The sequence below is a fragment of the Caulobacter sp. genome (assembly GCF_965279145.1).
In the GTDB taxonomy this organism is placed as follows: domain Bacteria; phylum Pseudomonadota; class Alphaproteobacteria; order Caulobacterales; family Caulobacteraceae; genus Caulobacter.
The window spans coordinates 1,374,100-1,394,073 of sequence record NZ_OZ257139.1 but is presented as its reverse complement, the minus strand read 5'-3'; the positions used below and the strand labels follow the sequence as shown (position 1 = coordinate 1,394,073).

The 19,974-nt window shown below is 62.3% G+C and carries 17 protein-coding genes and 1 pseudogene; 12 read left to right on the top strand and 6 right to left on the bottom strand.

All coding sequences use genetic code 11. The features are described from left to right. Positions 1–57: 57 nt before the first annotated feature. The 5 genes and pseudogenes from ACQY9P_RS06445 (at position 58) to ACQY9P_RS06425 (ending at position 4,509) form a co-directional block, all read left to right on the top strand. Positions 58–939 carry a WecB/TagA/CpsF family glycosyltransferase gene (locus ACQY9P_RS06445; protein ID WP_421740063.1) on the top strand — a complete coding sequence of 294 codons (882 nt, stop codon included), beginning with the start codon at positions 58–60 and terminating at the stop codon, positions 937–939. A gap of 80 nt (positions 940–1,019) precedes the next feature. Continuing rightward, the gene (locus ACQY9P_RS06440; protein ID WP_421740064.1) at positions 1,020–1,904 is read left to right on the top strand and encodes an SDR family NAD(P)-dependent oxidoreductase; all 885 of its coding nucleotides are present in this window, start codon (positions 1,020–1,022) and stop codon (positions 1,902–1,904) included. Positions 1,905–1,909: 5 nt separating this feature from the next. Beyond that, positions 1,910–2,132, top strand: a pseudogene (locus ACQY9P_RS06435) (DMT family transporter); the annotation flags it as partial. Between the two features lie 345 nt (positions 2,133–2,477). Beyond that, positions 2,478–3,254 carry a metallophosphoesterase family protein gene (locus ACQY9P_RS06430; protein WP_421740065.1) on the top strand — a complete coding sequence of 259 codons (777 nt, stop codon included), beginning with the start codon at positions 2,478–2,480 and terminating at the stop codon, positions 3,252–3,254. 223 nt (positions 3,255–3,477) lie between these two features. Beyond that, positions 3,478–4,509 (top strand): endonuclease/exonuclease/phosphatase family protein, encoded by a 1,032-nt coding sequence (locus tag ACQY9P_RS06425; protein ID WP_421740066.1) that lies wholly within the window; start codon positions 3,478–3,480, stop codon positions 4,507–4,509. A 304-nt stretch (positions 4,510–4,813) separates the two neighbouring features. Here the strand turns inward: ACQY9P_RS06425 and ACQY9P_RS06420 are convergent, their stop codons facing one another. After that, positions 4,814–5,485: a sugar transferase gene (locus tag ACQY9P_RS06420; protein WP_421740067.1), complete on the bottom strand. Its 672-nt coding sequence runs from the start codon at positions 5,483–5,485 to the stop codon at positions 4,814–4,816. 607 nt (positions 5,486–6,092) lie between these two features. On the opposite strand from ACQY9P_RS06420, the gene ACQY9P_RS06415 reads away from it, so the two are divergent. Continuing rightward, positions 6,093–6,806 (top strand): metallophosphoesterase family protein, encoded by a 714-nt coding sequence (locus tag ACQY9P_RS06415; RefSeq protein ID WP_421740068.1) that lies wholly within the window; start codon positions 6,093–6,095, stop codon positions 6,804–6,806. A 79-nt stretch (positions 6,807–6,885) separates the two neighbouring features. Next, positions 6,886–8,277, top strand: coding sequence for a hypothetical protein (locus ACQY9P_RS06410; protein ID WP_421740069.1), 1,392 nt, complete (start codon positions 6,886–6,888; stop codon positions 8,275–8,277). Between the two features lie 190 nt (positions 8,278–8,467). Here ACQY9P_RS06410 and ACQY9P_RS06405 read toward each other — a convergent pair whose 3' ends face one another. From ACQY9P_RS06405 to ACQY9P_RS06395, 3 genes are all read right to left on the bottom strand, one after another. Next, positions 8,468–9,121, bottom strand: coding sequence for a polysaccharide biosynthesis/export family protein (locus ACQY9P_RS06405; protein WP_428151339.1), 654 nt, complete (start codon positions 9,119–9,121; stop codon positions 8,468–8,470). A 180-nt stretch (positions 9,122–9,301) separates the two neighbouring features. Then, positions 9,302–10,426 carry an acyltransferase family protein gene (locus ACQY9P_RS06400; protein ID WP_428151337.1) on the bottom strand — a complete coding sequence of 375 codons (1,125 nt, stop codon included), beginning with the start codon at positions 10,424–10,426 and terminating at the stop codon, positions 9,302–9,304. A 111-nt stretch (positions 10,427–10,537) separates the two neighbouring features. Further along, the gene (locus ACQY9P_RS06395) at positions 10,538–10,663 is read right to left on the bottom strand and encodes a hypothetical protein (RefSeq protein ID WP_421740072.1); all 126 of its coding nucleotides are present in this window, start codon (positions 10,661–10,663) and stop codon (positions 10,538–10,540) included. A gap of 513 nt (positions 10,664–11,176) precedes the next feature. On the opposite strand from ACQY9P_RS06395, the gene ACQY9P_RS06390 reads away from it, so the two are divergent. From ACQY9P_RS06390 to ACQY9P_RS06375, 4 genes are all read left to right on the top strand, one after another. Next, positions 11,177–12,013: a transglutaminase-like cysteine peptidase gene (locus tag ACQY9P_RS06390; protein WP_421740073.1), complete on the top strand. Its 837-nt coding sequence runs from the start codon at positions 11,177–11,179 to the stop codon at positions 12,011–12,013. A 79-nt stretch (positions 12,014–12,092) separates the two neighbouring features. Further along, the gene (locus ACQY9P_RS06385; RefSeq protein WP_421740074.1) at positions 12,093–13,949 is read left to right on the top strand and encodes an O-antigen ligase family protein; all 1,857 of its coding nucleotides are present in this window, start codon (positions 12,093–12,095) and stop codon (positions 13,947–13,949) included. Positions 13,950–14,124: 175 nt separating this feature from the next. Next, the gene (locus ACQY9P_RS06380) at positions 14,125–14,568 is read left to right on the top strand and encodes a hypothetical protein (RefSeq protein ID WP_421740075.1); all 444 of its coding nucleotides are present in this window, start codon (positions 14,125–14,127) and stop codon (positions 14,566–14,568) included. A gap of 137 nt (positions 14,569–14,705) precedes the next feature. Continuing rightward, on the top strand, positions 14,706–15,980 hold the full coding sequence (locus ACQY9P_RS06375) for an outer membrane beta-barrel protein (protein WP_428151334.1): 1,275 nt from the start codon (positions 14,706–14,708) through the stop codon (positions 15,978–15,980). 343 nt (positions 15,981–16,323) lie between these two features. Here the strand turns inward: ACQY9P_RS06375 and ACQY9P_RS06370 are convergent, their stop codons facing one another. Beyond that, positions 16,324–17,454: an acyltransferase family protein gene (locus ACQY9P_RS06370; protein WP_421740076.1), complete on the bottom strand. Its 1,131-nt coding sequence runs from the start codon at positions 17,452–17,454 to the stop codon at positions 16,324–16,326. 107 nt (positions 17,455–17,561) lie between these two features. Then, positions 17,562–18,887, bottom strand: coding sequence for an O-antigen ligase family protein (locus ACQY9P_RS06365; protein WP_428151332.1), 1,326 nt, complete (start codon positions 18,885–18,887; stop codon positions 17,562–17,564). Between the two features lie 272 nt (positions 18,888–19,159). Between ACQY9P_RS06365 and ACQY9P_RS06360 the strand changes: the two genes are divergently transcribed. Then, positions 19,160–19,909 carry a glycoside hydrolase family 16 protein gene (locus ACQY9P_RS06360; RefSeq protein ID WP_421740078.1) on the top strand — a complete coding sequence of 250 codons (750 nt, stop codon included), beginning with the start codon at positions 19,160–19,162 and terminating at the stop codon, positions 19,907–19,909. Positions 19,910–19,974 lie beyond the last annotated feature (65 nt).

Here is a 19,974-nt window from a genome sequence, read left to right as displayed (position 1 = left end):
ATCGGGATGATTACGACGCTTGGCTAAGGCTGACGCGGTTCCAGAGGAAGCCGCAGAATGCCCCAGGCCGCTCGTTCAATCTCGCCGCAGCAGGGAGGCGATCGTCCGTTTCGCCTCAAGCGCCGGCCGGAGGAACGGGTGCGGTTGCTGGGCGAGACCATGGATCTGGTCCGCGCCGAAGAGGTCTTTCACTTCGTCTCAGGTCGTCTGGCTCGCGGCGAAAGTTCGGTTGTCGCCAACCACAATCTCCACAGCCTGTATCTGATACGGCAGAACGCCCGGGTCAGAGCCTTCTTCCAGACGGCCGATCTGGTCGAGGTTGATTCCACGCCGCTGTTGCTGTGGGCGCGGGTGATCGGCAACGCCAGCCGGCAGTTTCATCGCTGCACGTACCTGGATTGGCGCGACCTGTTCTGGGCGCGGGCCCAGGCCGAGAACTGGCGCGTGTTCTTCGTCGGCGGTGAGCCGGGCGTGGCCGAGAGGGCGCGGGAAAAGATCCTGTCCGACTGGCCGGGCGTCACCCTGGAAACCCATCACGGCTTTTTCGACGCCCGAGCCTCCTCTCCGGAAAACGCCGCCGTCGTCGAAACCATCAACGCTTTCAAGCCCGATATACTTTTGGTCGGCATGGGCATGCCGCGTCAGGAAATCTGGGTGCTGGAGAACCACGCGGCCGTTCTCGGCCCCTGCGTCCACTTCACGGTCGGCGGTGCCTTCGACTACGAGGCCGGCGTGCAGAAAGCCGCGCCGCGCTGGATGGGGCAAATGGGGGTCGAGTGGCTGTTCCGCCTGATGGCTGATCCGCGCCGCCTGTTCTCCCGCTACTGCGTCGAGCCCTGGTTCCTGGTCGGGCCGGCCTTGAGCGATCTGCGCAGAACCTTTTGGGCGCGCTCGGTTCGGCCCGCGAAAACCGATACGGCCCGCTCCGTTCAAGGCTAGTCAAGCCGCCGTTCCTCCGCGAATATGATCGCTGATCACCGATCCATCAGAGGTCGGGCGCAGCGGGAAGGAACAACACCATGGCTGGACGTCTGAACGGCAAGGTCGCCGTCATCACCGGGGCTTGCTCGGGCATCGGCCTTGGGGCGGTGGAGCTGTTCGTGGCCGAGGGCGCCAGTGTCATCGCCGCCGACCTGCAGGCCGAAAAGGGCGCGATGCTGGAGAAGCGTTTCCCCGACAAGGTCCGCTTCGCCCAGTGCGACGTGACCATCGAAGCCGACATCGCCGCCGCCGTGAACATGGCCAAGGACGCCTTCGGCGGGCTCGACATCCTGTTCAACAACGCCGGCCACGGCGGAACGCCTCTGGGCGTCGCCGACATGACGGCCGAGGGTTGGGACTGGACCTTCGCCCTGCTGGTGCGGGGGCCGGCCCTGGGCATGAAATACGCGACCCCGCTGATGCTGGAGCGGGGCGGCGGCTCGATCATCAACACGGCGTCCATCGCGGGCCTGCAGGCGGGCTTTGGGCCGCTGGCCTATTCGACGGCCAAGTCGGCGGTGATCCACATGAGCCGCTGCGCGGCGGCTGAGCTGTCGCCCCAGAAAATCCGGGTCAATGCGATCTGCCCCGGCCTGATCGCCACCTCGATCTTCGGCGCCTCGATGGGGCTGCCGCGGGAGGTCGCCGACCAGATGGCCGCGCGGGTCGCGGAGGTCGGACCCAAGATCCAGCCGATTCCCAAGGCGGGACTGCCCGAGGATATCGCCCGGGCGGCGCTCTATCTGGCCAGCGACGATTCCGAGTTCGTCACGGGCACTCACATCGTGGTCGATGGCGGCATCACGGTCGGCGGCCGCAGCGCCTGGGACAAGGACGCCCCTTCGCCGATCCTTTCGGCCATGGGGATCACGCCCGAACAGGCCGAGCAGATGCGCGTGGCCATGGCTGGCGGCGCGGGGTGAACGGGATCAGCCTGACCCCAAACCTGCGCGGCGCGCTGTGGATGCTGGCCTCGGCCATCGGCTTCACGGCCATGACCACCCTGATCAAGTTCCCGGGGCCAGACTATCCCGCGGCGCTTCAGACCTTCTATCGCCAGTTGGCCGGGTGATCACCTGCTGCCGCTGACTGGCGCGGGCCCTTCTAGACGACTCCGGCCAGGCATTCTGATCTTCCGCTCCAGCGGCGGGTGCTGGCGATGATTCTGGGCTTCTAAGCCCATCAGGAACTCCCGTCGGGCGAAGTGCGTTAAGGATGCGCGCTGAGGTGGCGCGTTTGCGACCGTGCGTGAGCAAAGCGACGGGTTGCGCGGGTCAGGCCGTTTCTCTCCGGAGCATGATCAAGAGTGTAGGCGTCTGGGTCTGGCGGGCTTGTCCGGCCTTTCCGGGCCGGCCCGCATTGGGCGTCACAACGCGCTTGGGCGGTCGGGCCGTCCCGTGCGGCATTCGCGCAGCGAGCTTCCGTTCGTACTAACCGCTAACTATCTCCGTGGGATACCGTCGTCTCGGTCAATTAAGGGAAGGTGCCGATCGTTCATGAACACCCTTGCGCGAAAGCGCCCGCAGGACGCGGAGATCCCGCCCAATACGCTCGTCTACGCGGTCGGTGACATACATGGCCGTCTCGATCTGCTTGATCGATTGATCGATTGGGTCGCTGAGGACTGCCGCGCTTCGCGCGCGGATGTGGCACGGTTCATCATCTTTCTGGGCGACTACGTGGATCGCGGGCCAAGCTCCAAGGGAGTGATCGACCGGCTGCTGTCCCTTTCCATCCCCGGACTTTCCGTTATCGCGCTGCGCGGGAACCACGAGCAGATGATGCTCGATGTCCTCGACGCGCCGGACAAGGGACCAGGCTGGGCGCGGGTTGGCGGGAACGCCACGCTGATGTCCTACGGCGTGAAGCCTCCCGCGGGTGGCGCTGATCCCGCGGCCTGGGTCGAGGCCGTAGACGCGCTTCGCGCGGCGATGCCTCCGAGCCACGTCGCGTTTTTGCGCGGGCTAAAACCTGGGGTCGAATTCGGCGACTTCTTTTTCGTGCACGCAGGTATTCGTCCAGGGCGGCCGATCCACGCCCAGACCGAGCAGGACCTCCTGTGGATCCGAGAGCGATTCCTGAACCACAAGGGGTCCTTCGAGCGGGTCATCGTTCATGGCCACTCAACGGACACCGCGCCGATGGTCAATGACTACCGCATCGGGGTCGATACCGGCGCCTACGCGACCGGCGTCCTGACCTGTCTCCGGTTAGATGGCCGAGATCGCATGCTGTTCGGCGTCAAGCTGGGCGGCGTAGGGCTCTGGTCCTGACAGGGGCTGCTCCGTCGCGCGCGCGACATGACGCCGACCTGCGCGAGCGCGTGGCGCCCGCGCGCGTCCCGCGGTCAACGGCCGAGCCCCTGGTGCTCCTGACGGGAAATCAGTAACGGTCTAGCAATTTTCGCTGCACACTGTCCCCCGCATGTTAAGGCTCACAAGGCGTCGGGGTTCTCCGCGCGTTTGTTGAGTAGTGCGGGGCGCGAGGGGCGGCTGAATGGCGAAGAATGCTCGGGACGAGGTGTTCGGAGAACAGCGCCATGCCTTGGTCGTGGCGAACACCACCCTAGCGATCTGCGCCGTGGTCGTTGGCTTTCTAGCTCTGGCCTGGTTCGCCGCGCCGTTCTTCTGGTGGGCGGACGTCATGACCCTCTTCCAGCCGCTCTACGCCATCCCGGCGGCTGTTCTGCTGCTGATAAGCTTGGCGTTGCGATTGAAGCTGGTCTCGGCCGCGCTGGCGCTTGCGCTGGGAAGCATGTTGGTCATCCTGCTGTCGCCGCCGACCCGAGTGGCCGCGCCGCTGCTCACGCCAAGCCGCGTCGTCACCGTCGCCACCTTCAATGTGTTGCACCAGAACAGGCGCTACGACGATTTGGATCGCTGGCTCCGCCAGACGCGCCCGGACATCGTCGGTTTGCAGGAAGTTTCGTGGAACTGGCTTGGCGTTCTTCAGAAGCTTCACGACGTCTATCCCTATTCGGCTCGCATCGCGTCACCCGAACTGGTTCAGCAGCAACCGCACGGAGGGATTGAACTGCTGAGCCGTTATCCCATCCTCTCGGCGGAGGTCTATGCGCCGCTCGGCGCGGATAGGCTGATGGTTTCGGCCATCGTCAGCATCGAGGGCCGCCCCGTCAACGTGATGGTTCTTCACGCTGACACCTTGCGTGCCCGCGACGCCTGGTCGCTGAGGAACCTGTATCTGAAGACGCTTGGGCAGTGGCTCGGCTGGGGGCTCGCCAACGAAGGCAGAGCCCACACCAGCGATCGGATTGTGGTTGGCGACCTGAACACGACTCGGTGGTCGCCGCATTTTCTCGGCTTCCTTCGCGCGGCCAAGCTCTATGACGCGGACTATTCTCTGATCCCGCAAGCAACCCGTATCCTGTCGAAGCCAGGACGGTACGTCTTCGGCTCGCCGATCGATCACGTGCTGACGTCTCGCGGCGTGCGCTCCATGGGGTGCGTGGTCGGGGCCGACCTGGGCTCGGATCACCGGCCCCTGACGTGTCGACTGGGTCTGCCCTAAACTTGCTTCCGAACGTCATTGCTCGGGTGTTCAGTCCGTAAGCGGAATATATTCGTCACGAGCTACGGACTATCTCCGCCCGCAGCGGAGCCAGCAGACCTTCTCTGTTCCCGCGAGCGGTGTTCGATCGTGGTCGGAGGCAGGAGCAACTTCAAGGACAAGGCGCACTATCGCGTATCGGTGGTCACTACCGACGCCTTCGATTTCCTCTACCCGGTGCTTGAGCCCTAGAACGGCGTCGGACGATCCCGCGCGGCGCATCTCCACGATAATGTGGTCGGCAAGTTAGCCGAAGGGAGGGGGGTTAGAATGCGCCGCGAGAGAGGAAGACGGCGGGAACGGTTGCGAAGAGTATTTTCATGTAGAGGACGAAGGTCCTGGAGCGAGCGAAGGCGACGTCGAGGACGACGCGTCGCCGGTAGGTGGTGTTGTTGCGTCCGCTGACCTGCCACAGGCCGGTGATGCCGGGTGTGACGGAATAGTAGCTTGAGATGTATCGGCCGTAGCGAGGGACCTCGCTGGCGACGATGGGGCGGGGCCCCACGAGGCTCATCTCGCCACGGAGGACGTTGAAGAGCTGGGGAAGCTCGTCGATGCTGGTTTTGCGTATGAATGCGCCGTAGGCGGTGATGCGAGGGTCGTTGCGGAGCTTGTGGTCGCGCTCCCACTCCTGGCGCGCGGCGGGACTGGATTCCAGAAGCCTAGCCAGGCGTTCTGCGGAGTCGGTGACCATGCTGCGGAACTTCAGGCATCGGAAGGTCTTGCCGTCGCGGCCGATGCGCAGGTGACCAAAGAGGGGAGAGCCGCCGTCCTGGGCCCATACGACGAGGGCGGTGATGAGCATGAGGGGCGCGCAGAAGACCAGGATGACGAGGGAGAAGGCGATATCGCAGGCGCGGATGGCCATCTCGTCCAAGCGATTGGACCAAGTCTGCGGCGCGGGCTCGTGCAACTGGTACCCCCAAACATCCGTCATGGACGACGTCCCCTCAAGTCGCACACCGTCGTGCTGCGGAGCCTATCTGCAAGCTGTAGGCCAGAAAACTGTATGCCAGGAGCAAGACGGTTTATCGTAGCCGTGGTGTGTCGCCAAACTTTCCGGCGTGTTATGTCACAAGCGTCTCGGTAACGAGCGCCAAAAACATGAAGCGATCGGATATTATGGCAATTCAATCCCCATAGGTGGGGAGTGTGCGCCGGGATTGGTCAAGCACGAAGGGCGCGGGCGTGTTTGCGCGCAGGAGAATTGCCGCTTCTCTGTTCGATAGGACGTTGATTAACGCTCTGGGTGAGCGTGCCGGCGCGCATGGACATGGTTGAGTTGTTTTCCGTCTGTTGGCGCCGCATCGCTCCGGAATGATACACTTGTTCCCTATGGGCTCGCGGCGCACGCCTCGAAGCTGGTCCAACCAGGCGCCCGCGTCCTAAATGCGGATCGACGGGGCCGGCGCGCTGGTGTTCAGCGCCGATCTGCCTCTTGGCATGCGCCAGCGGCTTGAAATCGCCTGCGCGTTGGCGATACTCTTACACTTCAAGACCTCAGAAAAATTAAGACCAATCCCCGCGCCCACCACGGAGTTTCCATGATTTACGCCGTTGGCGATATCCACGGCCGAGCTGATCTACTCGACGTCATGATCGGCTTAATTACCTCAGATATTCAGAAGAGCGGCGCCGCCGAAGCTGAGGTTGTATTCCTTGGTGACTATGTTGATCGCGGTCTGCAGACAAAACGAGTAATCGATACGTTGATTGCGTTAGCGGACAACGTGCCGTTCAAGGCGACGATGTTGCGCGGCAACCATGACCAGTACCTACTTGAGTTCACGCGCGCGCCGAGCACTTGGACCATGTGGCGGCGCCTCGGTGGCGCGGCCACTATGCAGTCCTACGGCGTGTCCCCGCCCGGACCCGAAGCTGATCAGAAGGAACTTGATGCGGTGGCGCAAGAGCTTCGCCACAAGATTGGAGATCGACACTTAGAGTTCCTCAAGGCCACGGAACTTTTTCGAGCGATCGGCGACTATGTGTTCGTCCACGCGGGGGTTAAGCCGGGCGTCCCACTTGAGCGTCAGGAGCCTCGGGACCTCATGGGTATTCGGGGCGAGTTCCTGGACGCCGCGGACCCGATGCCCGGGAAGCTCGTGATCTACGGGCACACGCCCGTCGACTCCCCCAAGATCCAAGAGGGAAAGCTGGGCATCGATACCGGGGCCTACGCGAGCGGCGTTCTGACCGCTGTACGTATTCATGAAGACAAGCTGACCTTGATCCAGGCGACAGCCGCAAGGCGCTAAGTTCGCCATCAACAATCTTGCCAATCGCGACCGCAGCCTGACTATGAATGGCGCGGACGTTCTGGGGGCGATTAAAACCATGCAGATTTCAATCAACGGTCGGCGAGAGCGGAGCAAGCGCTCGAAGTCAAAGCCCAGCATCCTCGACATCTATCGTGGCGCGACAAAGCCTCAGAAGGCGTTGTTGATTTACGCTCTCGTGCAGATGCTCGCCTTGACGATGTTCCAGAAAGTGGGTCTGCCGGCGTCCGACAAGTTGCTGCAACTGTGCCTCCCGACGGCAGTCGGCGGCATGGCGGTTCTCGCCTACTGGGTCAGGCCCAAGGTCGACAAGGTTCGCGCGCTGCTCTACGGCGCGTTTTGCTTCTTCGCCTTCGTCAGCACGTTCTTCCAACCGGCGGGCCAGTCGACCACCAGCTTCCTGCTGGCCCTCCTGATCTACGCGCCCTTCGTGGTTTTCTACGAAGTGCCGCCCCGGATCTTCCGCGTTATCGTGGAGTTGTTCATCGGAATCATGATGGTCGCCGGCGCCATCGTGCTGCTGCAGCATCTCGTGCAATTGACTGCAGGCTGGCGAGCCTGGCCCAACCTGGATGAGATGATCCCGCCTGGGCTGCTCATGCCCAATTTCGTCTATATCCAGCCTATCACGCCAGACTCACAGTTCATGAAGCCCAATGGCGTGTTCTTCGCCGAGGTTTCGATCCTCTCCCAGTTCCTCTGTCTCGCGTTGGTCATGGAGATTGTCTATCTCCAACGGGTCGTTCCGACGGCCTTCCTGATCATTGCTCTGCTGCTGACCTTCGCGGGTACAGGGCTGTTCATGCTGGCGCTCACCTTGCCGTTCCTGCTGACACGGTTCACCCGGCGTACGTGGATATTGTTGGCTATCGCCTTCGTCGCGGCCTTGATCGTCGCTGACCAGATCAACTGGTTCGATCAGATGTCGGGGCGTTTCACCGAGTACCAGCGCCAAAACACCAGCGCCAATCACCGGTTCATCGCCCCCTGGAAGCTGCTTGTCGACTTCCTTCACCGGGACGACGCCCTTTATACGGGCATCGGCGCGGGCTCGATCCTCAAGGCCGACAACGTCGTCTGGTGGCCCTTCACCAAGGTGACAGTTGAGTATGGCCTACTCACCGCCATCTCGTTCTACGCCCTTTTCATCTATGCGCTCTTCTGGCGTACGCCGAACTGGCGCGTATCGATCTGCTTCTTCGTCTTCTTCAGCTTCATGGGGGGCGGCTTCCTTGTGCCCATCTACCCGCTGCTGTGCATGCTGTTCTGCGCCAATTTCCGAGAGGTGGTCGAGCATCGGCCCCGGCGTCGGCGTCGCTCGATCAGTTCCGAAGGCTCGGGCCAAGACGCGGGCTCTCACGTCTCCCGATCATCCTCGCGTTCGAGGCGCGGTGTGGATGGAGAGAGCCTGCCGGTGGCGCGTAGCGGATCCGTGGAGGGGGCGGAATAGGCCGTGTTCGGATCGAGAGACGCTCCGGAGTATTGAACGTGAGCCCTCCGGCGTGATTCGACTTCCGGCGTAGTCTCGCCGGCCTCTGATCATCACCCAAGAAAATAGGGCGGCAGGATATCCTGCCGCCCTATGACTTTTATCGGTCGCCCCGACCCGAGACCACTCAGGCCGACGCGAAGGGCTGGCTCTAGAAGAGGCGCTCGCCGATGCGAACGGTGTCGCCCGGTGAGATCGTCAGTTTGCTGTCCAAGCCGTACTGCTGCTCCTTAGCCTCGCCGGAGCGGCGCACAAAAGCCCGTTTGGTGTTGGCGCGATAGGTGAACCCGCCGGCCTTGGCGATGGCGTTCACGACGTTGAGGTCGTTGGTGTAGGGGTATTCACCCGGCTTGTTGACCTCGCCGAGGATGTAGAACGGGCGGAAAGTCAGCACCTCGACGCTGACGCGGGGATCGCGAAGGTAGCCATCCACCAGCAGGGCTTCGATGCGCTTCTGGAAATCCTGAACGGACTTGCCTGCGGCGGGGACCACGCCGATCAGCGGCATGGCGACAAGGCCGTTGTCCGCAACGACGAACTGACCGCTCAGAGTGTCTTCCCCGAACACGATCACGCGCATCTTGTCGCCCGGGCCGAGAACGTAGTCCGACGAAACGGATCCGGCGCTAGTCACCGCAGGGGAGGGCGCCGTCGCGGCGCTGTCCTGAGCCCAAGCGCTGGAACCGCTGGCCATCAGGATGCCGCACACAGTGGTGATGAGTAGTTTTCGGTTCATCGTGTCTTCCGTAACTTTCATCGAAACGCTTGGCTGGCTGACTTTGCTGCGCAGCCTGGTTCCATCCAACGAAAAGTGTGATCGCCCAATCACTCTATTGCCGACAGATGACTGTAGCCTGAACGCTAATGTCCCTGAATGGCATTTTTGAGGCGCGCGGACAATCACACGACCCTTCGGTGCGGTCCGTATGCAAGAGCGGCGCCGCGAATCTGCGCAATGACGCATGCGATCGGCGCTAGCCGGCCGCTAGGCGACCCCAAGGCTTGCGGAGCGCCGCTCGCCCAGGAGTCGGCGGCGCATGGCGACCAGCAGCGGGCGTTCAGCCAGGCGATAGCTCGCGAGGCCCGCCAGCGCGCTGAGGGCCATTACGCCTAGAGCGGGCAGGGTTTGATCAAAATGGGACAGCGGCGTACGGGCCAAGGCCAGGTGATAGGCCCCGATCAGGAATACGTGGGTCAGATAGATCGAATAGGATGCGTCGCCGATCGCGAGTAACGTCCTGTAGCCCCACCCAGAGCCGGACTTCATCGATAGCGCGCTAAAGACGATCATGGCCGCCCCAGGGCCCCAGATCAGAGACCGCCAGGCGGGGGGCTCGCCCGGAGCGTGCGGCGCGGCGACCACGCCGGCCGCCAGCCAGACGAATCCGAAAAGGCCCAGTGCTAGGGCCCAGGGCGTGGGCAAGATCATGCGGGGGCCAAGCCGGCGATAGGCGAGGGCCAGCAGCATTCCGGCGCAGAATTCCATCACCACTTCGCCACGGCGGAAGAAGTCGATGTGGAAGGCGTCGGTCGCGCAGACGGCTACGAACCCGACGAGAAGGGCGATGTTGGTCGCCACGAAGAGCGCGGGGCGTCCCCGCAGGCCATATGTCCCGAACATCAGGGCGTAGAAGAACATCTCGTAGGTGAGCGTCCACGCCAGCGGAAAAACGGGGTGCTCGACCGGCGCGAGCAGGTAGGAAAGGACGATCTCGCCGAGGCTTGACCGCATCGAAGAGAAGAGCCCCAGCGCCGTCAGCGAAAGCATGGCCGTCATCACCAGCCAATACAGGGGGTAGATTCGGATGGCCCGGTTGGCGAGGAAGCGCCATCGGTTAGGCGCCGAAGCGCCGGTCGACCCAAAGGTGATGATGAAGCCGCTGATGACAAAGAAGATGTCGACGCCGGACATGCCGAAGGTGACAAGGCCCAGGGCTTGCGGGGTTGGCCCATAGAACTCCGTGATCTGGACCACGGTGTGGCACAGAACCACCAACATCGCCGCGGCGCCGCGGAGAATCTGAATGCCGGGGAAGAAGCCCTTGGGCGGCTCGACCGGTGTGGAGATTTGCTCTCTCGACCTGTTCTTGGTCCCTGCGTCAGGCGTCAAGCCGGAATCCCCTTGAGCGGATCTCAACCTCGCGCCGAGGTCCCCGCCAGGGAGGTATAGCAAGGTCTCGTGACGCCAATCCAGCGACCCAGTCGCCGGATGGCGTTGACGTTACAGTCCGTGGGCGATGGCCGAGATGCTGATGAAGATCGCCGTCCACGCGACGGCGCCGCTCAGCAGCAGGAAGGTCGCGCGTTGGCGGACGGGCCAGCGGTCATCGCGAAGTTCGAGTTCCAAAAGGCTCTGGAGCGCGAGGGCCGGGGATGCTTGCGCGACTGCGCCGTCCCCGACCAGTTGTGGTCCGTGGCGCGTTTTCGTCTTGGGAGAGGCTTCTGTCCCTGACGCGAATTTCCGTTGAGCAGACATAATGGAGCCTCTGATGAGCCGGTTCGGCACGCGTCTGGCGTGAGATGGCCTATCTGAAGCTGTCTGGGTAAATATCGGTTCAAGAAAGCTAGCTAAGAAATCCCTAAAATTGCCAATGGAATTAACCTTATCCTGCTCCGTGGAATCTCGATGCGCATTACAGTATATTTTCGATCGGTGGATTGGGCGTTTTTATTTCGATAACCAATTTTGAGAATTGCTAGTGATGTAGGATACAAATTAGCCAATAATTTATCTTCGTTTATATCGTGTTAATTGATTTTTTGGGGGATTTTGGCTGTTAAATTTGAATACACTATAATTTAAACATCAATTTTAATTCCATTCGGATCAGGTTGGGGCCTCAATTGCGAGGCCTTACCCATGTCCCCGTCGCTGGTTAGAGTTCTGAAGGCCGCCGTGCTTGTGGCCGCACTGAACGGTCTGGCCGCCTGCGCCACCGTCGAAAGTTCAAGCGCGATGCTGGTCATAGGGCCCGCCGCGCCGGCTCCGGCCGGCTTCATTGCGTTCTGCGCACGCACGCCTCAGGAGTGTGGCGAGACGAAACGCGCTACCGTCGATGAGCGCGTGGTCGAGGTGGCGCGGGGCGACGCCGCGCCGTCCGGCCTGTCATCCGCGTCCGGGACGGTCTCAGCGTCGGGTGGCGCGTCTGCGGGTTGGGCGGTAAGCAATGAGCGCCGCGCCGACTGGAGCGCGCTCTTCGCCGCCGCCCGGTTCCAGCAGGCGCCGGTGGAGGGCTCCACGACCGCGGCTCTCGTGCGCGCGACGTCGGATACCGACGCCCAGATCCAGCTTGATCGCGAGACGATGGCGCTGTTGACCAAGGTGAACAAGTCAATCAACCGCGCGATACAGTTTGACGACGATCGTACAGCCTGGGGGGCGAGCGACTATTGGACCTTGCCGCTTGAGCAGGGGAAGCGTTATGGAGACTGCGAAGACTACGTGCTTGAGAAGCGTCGCAGTCTCATTGCAAAGGGTCTATCGCCCAAGGCGCTTTCAATCGCCCTGGTGCTGACCCCAGCGGGCGAGGGACACGCCGTTCTGCTCGTCGCCACCGATCGGGGCGAATATGTGCTGGACAACCTGTCCGCTTGGGTGACGCCTTGGTCCGCCACGGGCTATCGCTGGCTTGAGCGGCAGGCGCCGGGCGGTGACCCGATGGCCTGGGTATGGATATCGGCGCCGGCGGCCAGTTGAGCGTGCGGCATCGACTCGTTCCTGGCGCGAGTTGGGAAGGCGCTTTTAATCGCCATAGCTGGCGTTGGAATGAAGGTTTATGACTGCGGCTCTGACACGGATCGATCAGGCTGACGTGTGGGGCGCGCAACGGTCGGTGACCGGCGCGATCGTCGTGGCTCTGTTGTTGGCGCTTCAGGCGTCTTGGGGCGCCCTGGCCTCGGAGTCAGCGTTGCTGATGACCGTTTCGGCCGCAGCGCTTCTGGCGTGGCAGTGCCTGCAAATGGGCAGCGGCGCCGCCGTCGGCCGTCGGCCGGCCCTGCTGGCGATGCAGATTGTCTTTCTGGCTGGCGTCACCGTGCTCGCCTCGGCTGCAGCGCCCTGGAGCTGGCGCCCTCGAAGCCTCGACCCGTCGGCGACCAGCGTCGATGTGATCGTCATCTTGGGCTTTGGCTGCCTGTTCATGCTCGGCGCCATTATCGCGGCGACCCATCGCGCCGCAGTGCGCACTATCAGGTGGCTTGTCATAGGCGGCGCGGTCTTCGCCGCCTGGGCGATCTGGGCGATGGAGGCCGGGATGGACTCCGCGATCTTCGCGGGACGCCTGGCTGCTACCTATCACACCGCGAACACGGCAGGCCTCGTCTTTGCGGTTCTGCTGCTGCTTGCCGTCTACGAGATCATGCAGGGTCTGCGGCGAACGTTTGCCGGCGGCGGAGGGTGGGCGCTTCTCGCTGGCTGGATCGGCGTGGCGTGCGTTCTGGCCACAGCCCTGATGCTGACCGCCTCGCGCGGCGCCATCGCGGCGTTCGCGGCGGCGTTCATCGTTCTTCTGATCTCGCAGTGGCTGCGTAGCGGTGCGATGAACCGCATCGCCTTGGGCGGTGTTACGATTGTGGTGCTGGCGGTCGGCGTCGCCTTCGGCGGGGCCTTCGTCGAGCGGTTATTTACCGCACCGGCCGACGCCGCGATCCGGGGCGAGCTGTTCGCCCTGCACTGGGGCGTTTTCCTGGAAAGGCCGTTGTGGGGCCATGGTCTGGGGACGTTCGACATCCTCAACCGCACCCACCTGACCGCCGATACGTTTCCACGATTGTGGATGATGCGGGCGGCCCACAATCTTTACCTCCAATGGCTGGAGGAGGCGGGCGTGCTAGGCGCGCTCTGCATGGGCTCGACCCTGTTGACGGCCATCGGCCTGTGCGTGGTCGGCGCGATCCGTCGCAAGGTCTCCTCGAGTCTCCTCTGGGCGCTGTTCGGTGTGGACTTGATCTTCCTGATCCATGGCGTCAGCGACTTCGGCTTGCAGACGCCCTCGGTGGCGGCGCTGTTCGCGCTGCTGCTGGGTCTTCAGGTCGGACTGGCCCTAAGGCCCTCGCAGGACCCCAGCGACCAGCTTCGCCGGGCGCCGATCCTGGCCGTACTGGGCCTCGCCGTCGCCGTGCTCGGGGCTACAGCGCTTGCGAGCCTGTTGGCGGGCGGCGCCGTCGTCGTCGCGGGTCAGCGGATCATCCCGGTCTCGGCGGGCTACGATCGGCTGGCCGTGCGCCTGATCGAGGGGGGGCGCGACCCGGCGCGGCTCGCCGCAGCCCGGAGGGCGACCTTGGCCGCGATCCAGGATTCGCCCTACAATACCTCCGGCGTCCTGCGCCTGGCCTATATCGATACGCTCGAGCAAGGGCGGCTGACCCCGACCGGAGCGGCGCAGTTGCGGCGATCCTACCAATTGATCCCGCTGGATCAGTCGGTGGCGGTCTGGCGCATCCGCTTTGCCCTTGAGAACTGGGGGCAGGTCGATCCCGCCACGAGGATTCAGGTCAAGCGAGAGTTCGATGCGCTGTTGTCGACTGGGCAGTATCGAAAGGTCTTGGTCGCTATGCTGGAAAGCATTCGCAATCCGGAGGGGGCCTTTGTGGCGGCCTTCTGGGAGTCTCAGGTTTGGCTCAGCGGAAAATAGTAACCATTAACATTCCCATTTTTTGGGCAGGTATCGCGCTAGACTCAACACACGCTCGGCAATGTGCCGTAGAATCTGGGTCGCGGGCCTCAACGAGCTTGATTTTCGGGGAGAGATGAGGCATGGCTAGAATCAACTCAGAGTTACGCGGCAGGGGTCAGATCAGGTTCTCGACATGAGACTTCCAACTTTTGTCTTCGCTCTCGCGCTAATCTGCGCCGTGCCTGCGGTGGTCATCGCGCCGGCCGCGCATGCGCAATCCGAGCCGGGCTCGGCGAGCCTCGCCGCCGCTATCGTCAACGGTGTCAAGCAGGCTATTCAGAGCAGCGACCCCAAGACGCTGCAGGCGAACACCGAATCGTTCCTGGAGAGCGCCTTGGCCACCGCGCGCGCTACGCCTGGCGTCGCCTCGGCGGCGCTGAACATCGCTGAGGCGCGCCTCAAGGCCGACGGGCAATGGACGCCGCCGATTGCTGCCGCCTTCGCCACGGCGCGGCGCGCGATCGCCGCCCTGATCAGCCCCAGCGCGGGCGTCGGCAACGGCGTGTCGTTGCTGGGTGCGCCGCCGATCAACGCTGGTGGTGGTTCGGGCCAGACGGGCACCTACGGCCAGCCATAGAGGCTTTAAGATTCATGCACTTAGGGCGTGTTTGAGCGGTTTAACCGCGCGCACTTAGATCGAAAGCGCTCTAGCGATGGCCGTTGCGGCCAGGCGACAACGTCGCTATGTGGAACGGCTTCTTGGGGGTTTAGAGCATGCAGGGCAACTTGAACTGGGCTGGCGTCGGTATCGTTGTCGCGGCCATGGTCGCCGTGCCCAGCGCGCCGGCTTTTGCGCAGACCAACAATTCGTTCTCGCGCACCAAGAACGTCGCGGTCCGCGAGCGCCCGCATCCTGAGTATGAGCCGCTCGGCGTCCGCGCCGGCGCGTTCCTGGTCAATCCCAAGCTGACCACCCAGGTCATCCACACGGACAACCTCTACGGCTCCAACACCAACGCCAAGTCGGCCAGCTACCTGGCCCTGACGCCGTCGGTCATGGTCAAGTCGAACTGGGCTCGCAACGAGATCGCGCTGAACGCCTCGACCGAGTTCGATCGCTACGCCAAGGTCAGCGAAGAGAACAGCGCCAGCTGGCAACTCGGCGCGCGGGGCCGTCTGGACGTGCTACGTGACGCCAACATCACGGGCGGCGCCTCGGCGGGCCACTTCGTCGAGCAGCGCACGGCGTCCAGCAATCCCACGGCGTCGATCAAGCCGATCCAGTTCGACCAGCGCAGCGCCTATCTCGGCGCCACCCGCGCGTTCAACCGCGTACGGCTGACCGGCTCGGCCAATCGCGACAACTTCTCCTATGACGACGGCCGCACGGCCGCCGGCGCGGTGATCAGCCAGAAGTTCCGCGAGCGCGACATCACCGTGATGACGGGCCGCGCTGACTACGCCCTGACCCCGGACACGGCGTTGTTCACCAAGGTCACGCACAACACCAATAACTTCAAGACCGCGGTCAGCGGCGTGGATCGCGACTCCAAGGGCGCCGAGTTCCTGGTCGGCGCCAACTTCCAGCTGACTAACGTCCTGCGCGCCGATATCGGCGTGGGCTGGCTGAAGCAGGACTTCAAAGGCGCCGCCTTCAAGGACATCTCCGGTTACAGCGCCGGCGGCACCCTGGAGTGGTTCCCGACCCAGATCACCACGGTCACCCTGAACACCGAGCGCAAGCTGCAGGACAGCGGCCTGGTCGGCTCCGCCGGCGCCCTGGCCACCCACTTCGGCGGTCAGGTCGACCACGAGCTGCTGCGCAACCTGATCCTCACGGGCTCGGTCGGCCGCGACAAGCTGAACTTCGTCGGCCTGGACCGCGACGACAAGCGGACCACCTTCGGCGCCAGCGCCACCTACCTGCTGAACCGCGGCCTGGGCCTGACGGCCGGCCTCTCGCGGATGGAGCAGAGCTCGAAGGGCCTGCTCAAGGGTGGCAATTTCAACGTCAACAAGCTCTCGTTCGGGATCGTTCTGGTCCGATAGGCGGCATTCGGCAAAGGGCAGCGAGATCGTCACTGGTCTCGCTGCTGCGCCCGAGCACCGTTTGCGCCCCTGAGAGTTCGGTGTTAGCGATTCGTCCGTCGTGTGTCGGGACCTCTCTCCCGCGTCCGCAGCTCTCTCTCTGATCGAGCCGGTCACTCAGATCGTGTGCGCTTTCTAGGAAGCAGCTAGGTGAGGCATACGCCCGTTGCGGAGCCTAACGAAAGTAGGCGCTGATGGGGACGCAAGTATTTCTTTGCGTGGCGGAGCGAGAGGGCGCGCCCTCTCGCTCCGCCACGCCATCCGATGCTTCATGAAGGGGCGTCTAAGCGCTTGAAGGCCTTGCCTAGGCCGCCTTCTCCGCGGCGGCCGGACGGTTGAACTTCCGCCACAGCGTTTTCGCCAGATCCGCGCCGGGCTTCTCGATCAGCATGTAGCTGAAATAGGCGGCCACGCAGCAAAGCAGCACAAGCATCGCCCAGAAGATCGGGGGCGAGAGGAAGCGCTCAACGTGCGCCTTCTCGGCGACCTTGGCGGCGATCCGCACCACGAACATGTGCGTCAGATAGAGGCTGAACGAGGCGTCGCCGATCAGCTTCAGCGGCTTGCGGATCCAGATCTCCTTGTTCGGCTGGGCGCAGAACAGGCCGAAGGCGACCAGGCCGACCGCCATCACCATGGTTTCCGGGCGCAGCGGATAGGCGGCGCCGTCAGCCCAGGCGGCGACCTGCGCGGGTCCGAACGAGGCCTGGAAATAGGCGATGATGGCCGTGAGGGCGACGGCCAGACCGGGTAGGAACAGCCCCGCGGGCAGTCTGCGCGCATAGCGGGCCCACAGCGCCGAGAGCAGAACCCCGGCCAGGAACTCGATCACAAACGCCCGGGTCCAGACCCAAGGCGCGGTGTTGACCGGCGTGAACGGATGAAGCGACGCCAGCACGACCATCACCACGCTGAGCACGATCAGCGCCGTCCGGGCCCGGAGCCCAAGCAGGCAGGCCATTATGGCGTAGAAGAACATCTCGTAGTTCAGCGACCATCCGAGCGAATAGATCGGGCTCATCGACCCCGAGGGGCCTTGCACCGGGATGAAGACGAAGGACGCCAGGACGTGCGTCCACTCGAAACCGTCGCGATTGATCGCTCCCGGGACCAATCGACCGATCGCGATATAGGCCAGCGTCGTCAGCCAGTAGAGCGGAATGACACGCCAGGCCCGGTTCCAGGCGAAGTGCTTCCACGCTCCCGGCTTCGAGAAATCCCGGCTCGCGATATGCCAAATAATGAAACCCGAGATGACGAAGAATATCTCGACGCCAAACTGGCCCGGCAACGGCGGTATTGCGGAGCCCGCGCCGAAGATGTCGATCACATCGCCGCAGGAATGGCTCACGACGACAGCCAAGGCCGCAACCGCCCGCAGGATCTGAAGGTTATCAATCCTGCCGCGGTCGCTGGGGGTTTTCGCCTCGGCCATGCGGTCTCCTATTGAACCAGAAAGACGACCAGTGTCAGTCGTGCTGCGTGGGCGAGGCGCACAGCGTTTGCGCGATTGCTTCCCAAGCAGCTTCTTTGAATCAGCAATCAAATACTGCTGGGTGCGTTGCGAGTACGTACTTTGACAGGAATACGCGCTCGTCTACGCGTGACTGTAGAGGATCCGAATAGTTTCGATGGATCGGTCGTCGAAAGTGCGTAGCAGCACGCGAGCACAATGCCAACTCTACTGTCGCCAAATATGGTAAAATTCTCAACAAGAGAGTAGATCGCGATATACATAAATGCTGCAAATCCGAAATACACCCTAGTTCCGTACTTGTGTTCAAGTGCAACGATTTTTCTCTCAATGAGTACGAGTTGAGAGACGATCAAAATGGCGGTGCCGATTCCGCCAATCATCAAAATTCGGAGAATGTAGTTGTGAACGGGGAGTTTTGTAAAGTAAAGCGCGCCCTGATCGTACCAAAGTTGATACCAATAATTTTCGCCTGAGCCGAATAGCCAGTAATCGTTAAGATGTTCAATGGCTCGAGCCCACAGCCGAAGTCGGATCTTGAATGTATCAATTTCGCCGACTTCTCCTGAGAAGCCGAAAAGTACGTCGAAAAATGTCGCTAGGCTCAGGATGACGATGATAAAAAACCACCGAAGAGCTTCATGCATCCTTTTAGTATACATCAAGAAGGCAACGGTTAGTGCAACCATCGGGACCGCGAAGAGTGGCGTCTTCGAACCGGTCGCAAAAACGCCAGCGAACATCAAAGCAGAAAACGCAATCCTGAGACGGCCCTGAAAAGCCAGATAGGCTAGGCATCCTAGGGCTACAAAGTACCCTGCAGCCTGATTGCCATTCATGTAGAGCAGCCCAGCGGCTTTATCGGGGTCTGCGACGTTGTTGCCAACATCGCCAAACCATTCAATCACCGTGGGGCTGACGAAAAGCTTGAGTACGTCCGAGCGCACATATGCAGACTCGATCGAGGGAACGAATCTGAAAAGAAATACGGCGGGAATCATCATCACATTGGCAATCACCAAAGCCTTGGCGGCGAGAGCCATTTCTTTCGGGCGTTTGTCGAATGCAAATAGGAGGAGTGCGGCCGAAAGTGAGAAGTGTAAGATTTGATAGGCTTCTTTTGCTGCCGATAGCAGCGGCCAAGCGTTGACGACGCTTAAGACCAAAAAATAGGCCGCGGCAGCAGCCTGAAAGTAAAAATTCTGAATAAATTGGCGCCCTGCCAAAAGCACGGCGGCCATGGGCAGTAGCAGCTGAACACTAAGGGTGAACCCGGGATTGTTATTGAGGAAAATTGGGAAGATCGACGTTGCGAGCAGCGCGCTGCCCACCAACCAAGGAAGGCTTGGAAAGGTGTAGCGAGCGTCTGATCTCTGTCCGGGGGTGTTCGACATAGAAATCCCAATAAGTTCTCGGTCCAGGCGAAAATCCCTAGCGGCCTAGCCATCGCGGACCGCTACGGATTTAGCGGCTTCGGCCCACTGGCGTCCATTGGCAAATTGACGGCGAACGGCAAGGCGGCGTTCAGCCTTGCCGAGATCCCGTCAAAGGAAAGCCTTCTTGCCGTTGTCTATATGGAGCGATGATTCTTTAGGCAGGCTTTAACTCAAAATTCCCTCCATCCGTCATCATCACTGAGCGTCTCGCCCAGAGAAGGTTAAATCCCATGGACTCGCTACCGCCACCGCCTAACGGCATGACTTGGGGTCTTGCGTTTGCTGACGAGTTCAACGGCGAGCGCATCGATCCGCAGGCCTGGTTCGTGCATCCTGACAAAACGCGCGGCGACGGCTGGTTCCTTCGCGACAACGTCGTGCTGGACGGTAAGGGCAACTTGGTCTTCCGGACCACGCGCAAGGACGGCCGACTGGCCGGCGCTGGCGTCGACGGACGCGGGCGAGCCCGGTGGAAGTTCGGTTATTTCGAGATCCGGGCCAAGCTGCCCGGTATACCGGCGGGCAACCGCCCCGCGTTTTGGCTGACTGGGCCCGAAGTCAACAGGGTCGGCGACGAGGGGCGCGACGGGACCGAGATTGACATCTTCGAAGCGCCGAGCCGCACGGGACGGATCGAGATTAACCTGCATTGGGACGGTTACGGTCCCGAGGAAAAGACCGCTAACTTCAAGCCTCAGAAGCGGATCGATTATTTCAACTTCCATACCTACGCGGTGTGGTGGTCGCCGACCTTCTACCGGTTCTATATCGACGGAGACATGGTCTGGGAGACGGCGGCGGGCGGGGTGTGCCAGGTTCCGCTGTCGATCGTGATCTCCGACGAGCCGATCGATCGCGCCAACTGGCGCGGCGCCAGTCCGCTGCTGGCGGGTCTGGATGCCTTCGTGGTCGACTATGTGCGCGTCTACCAACTGGCTCCGGTCCCAGTTCCCGCCCCTTCCGCCGGCCCGCGACCCTGACGCGCGCCGGCGTTGCGACGAGGGGATCGATCATCCGTCGCGAATGATTCCCTACGCCCCGGAAA

Bases quoted from the DNA above. Each gene is read 5' to 3' on its own strand.
- ACQY9P_RS06380 (WP_421740075.1), top strand. From the start codon at position 14,125: ATGAGACTTCCAACTTTTGTCTTCGCTCTCGCGCTAATCTGCGCCGTG.
- ACQY9P_RS06410 (WP_421740069.1), top strand. From the start codon at position 6,886: ATGCAGATTTCAATCAACGGTCGGCGAGAGCGGAGCAAGCGCTCGAAG.
- ACQY9P_RS06440 (WP_421740064.1), top strand. From the start codon at position 1,020: ATGGCTGGACGTCTGAACGGCAAGGTCGCCGTCATCACCGGGGCTTGC.
- ACQY9P_RS06415 (WP_421740068.1), top strand. From the start codon at position 6,093: ATGATTTACGCCGTTGGCGATATCCACGGCCGAGCTGATCTACTCGAC.
- ACQY9P_RS06365 (WP_428151332.1), bottom strand. From the start codon at position 18,887: ATGTCGAACACCCCCGGACAGAGATCAGACGCTCGCTACACCTTTCCA.
- ACQY9P_RS06445 (WP_421740063.1), top strand. From the start codon at position 58: ATGCCCCAGGCCGCTCGTTCAATCTCGCCGCAGCAGGGAGGCGATCGT.
- ACQY9P_RS06375 (WP_428151334.1), top strand. From the start codon at position 14,706: ATGCAGGGCAACTTGAACTGGGCTGGCGTCGGTATCGTTGTCGCGGCC.
- ACQY9P_RS06385 (WP_421740074.1), top strand. From the start codon at position 12,093: ATGACTGCGGCTCTGACACGGATCGATCAGGCTGACGTGTGGGGCGCG.
- ACQY9P_RS06390 (WP_421740073.1), top strand. From the start codon at position 11,177: ATGTCCCCGTCGCTGGTTAGAGTTCTGAAGGCCGCCGTGCTTGTGGCC.
- ACQY9P_RS06370 (WP_421740076.1), bottom strand. From the start codon at position 17,454: ATGGCCGAGGCGAAAACCCCCAGCGACCGCGGCAGGATTGATAACCTT.
- ACQY9P_RS06430 (WP_421740065.1), top strand. From the start codon at position 2,478: ATGAACACCCTTGCGCGAAAGCGCCCGCAGGACGCGGAGATCCCGCCC.
- ACQY9P_RS06360 (WP_421740078.1), top strand. From the start codon at position 19,160: ATGGACTCGCTACCGCCACCGCCTAACGGCATGACTTGGGGTCTTGCG.
- ACQY9P_RS06425 (WP_421740066.1), top strand. From the start codon at position 3,478: ATGGCGAAGAATGCTCGGGACGAGGTGTTCGGAGAACAGCGCCATGCC.
- ACQY9P_RS06420 (WP_421740067.1), bottom strand. From the start codon at position 5,485: ATGACGGATGTTTGGGGGTACCAGTTGCACGAGCCCGCGCCGCAGACT.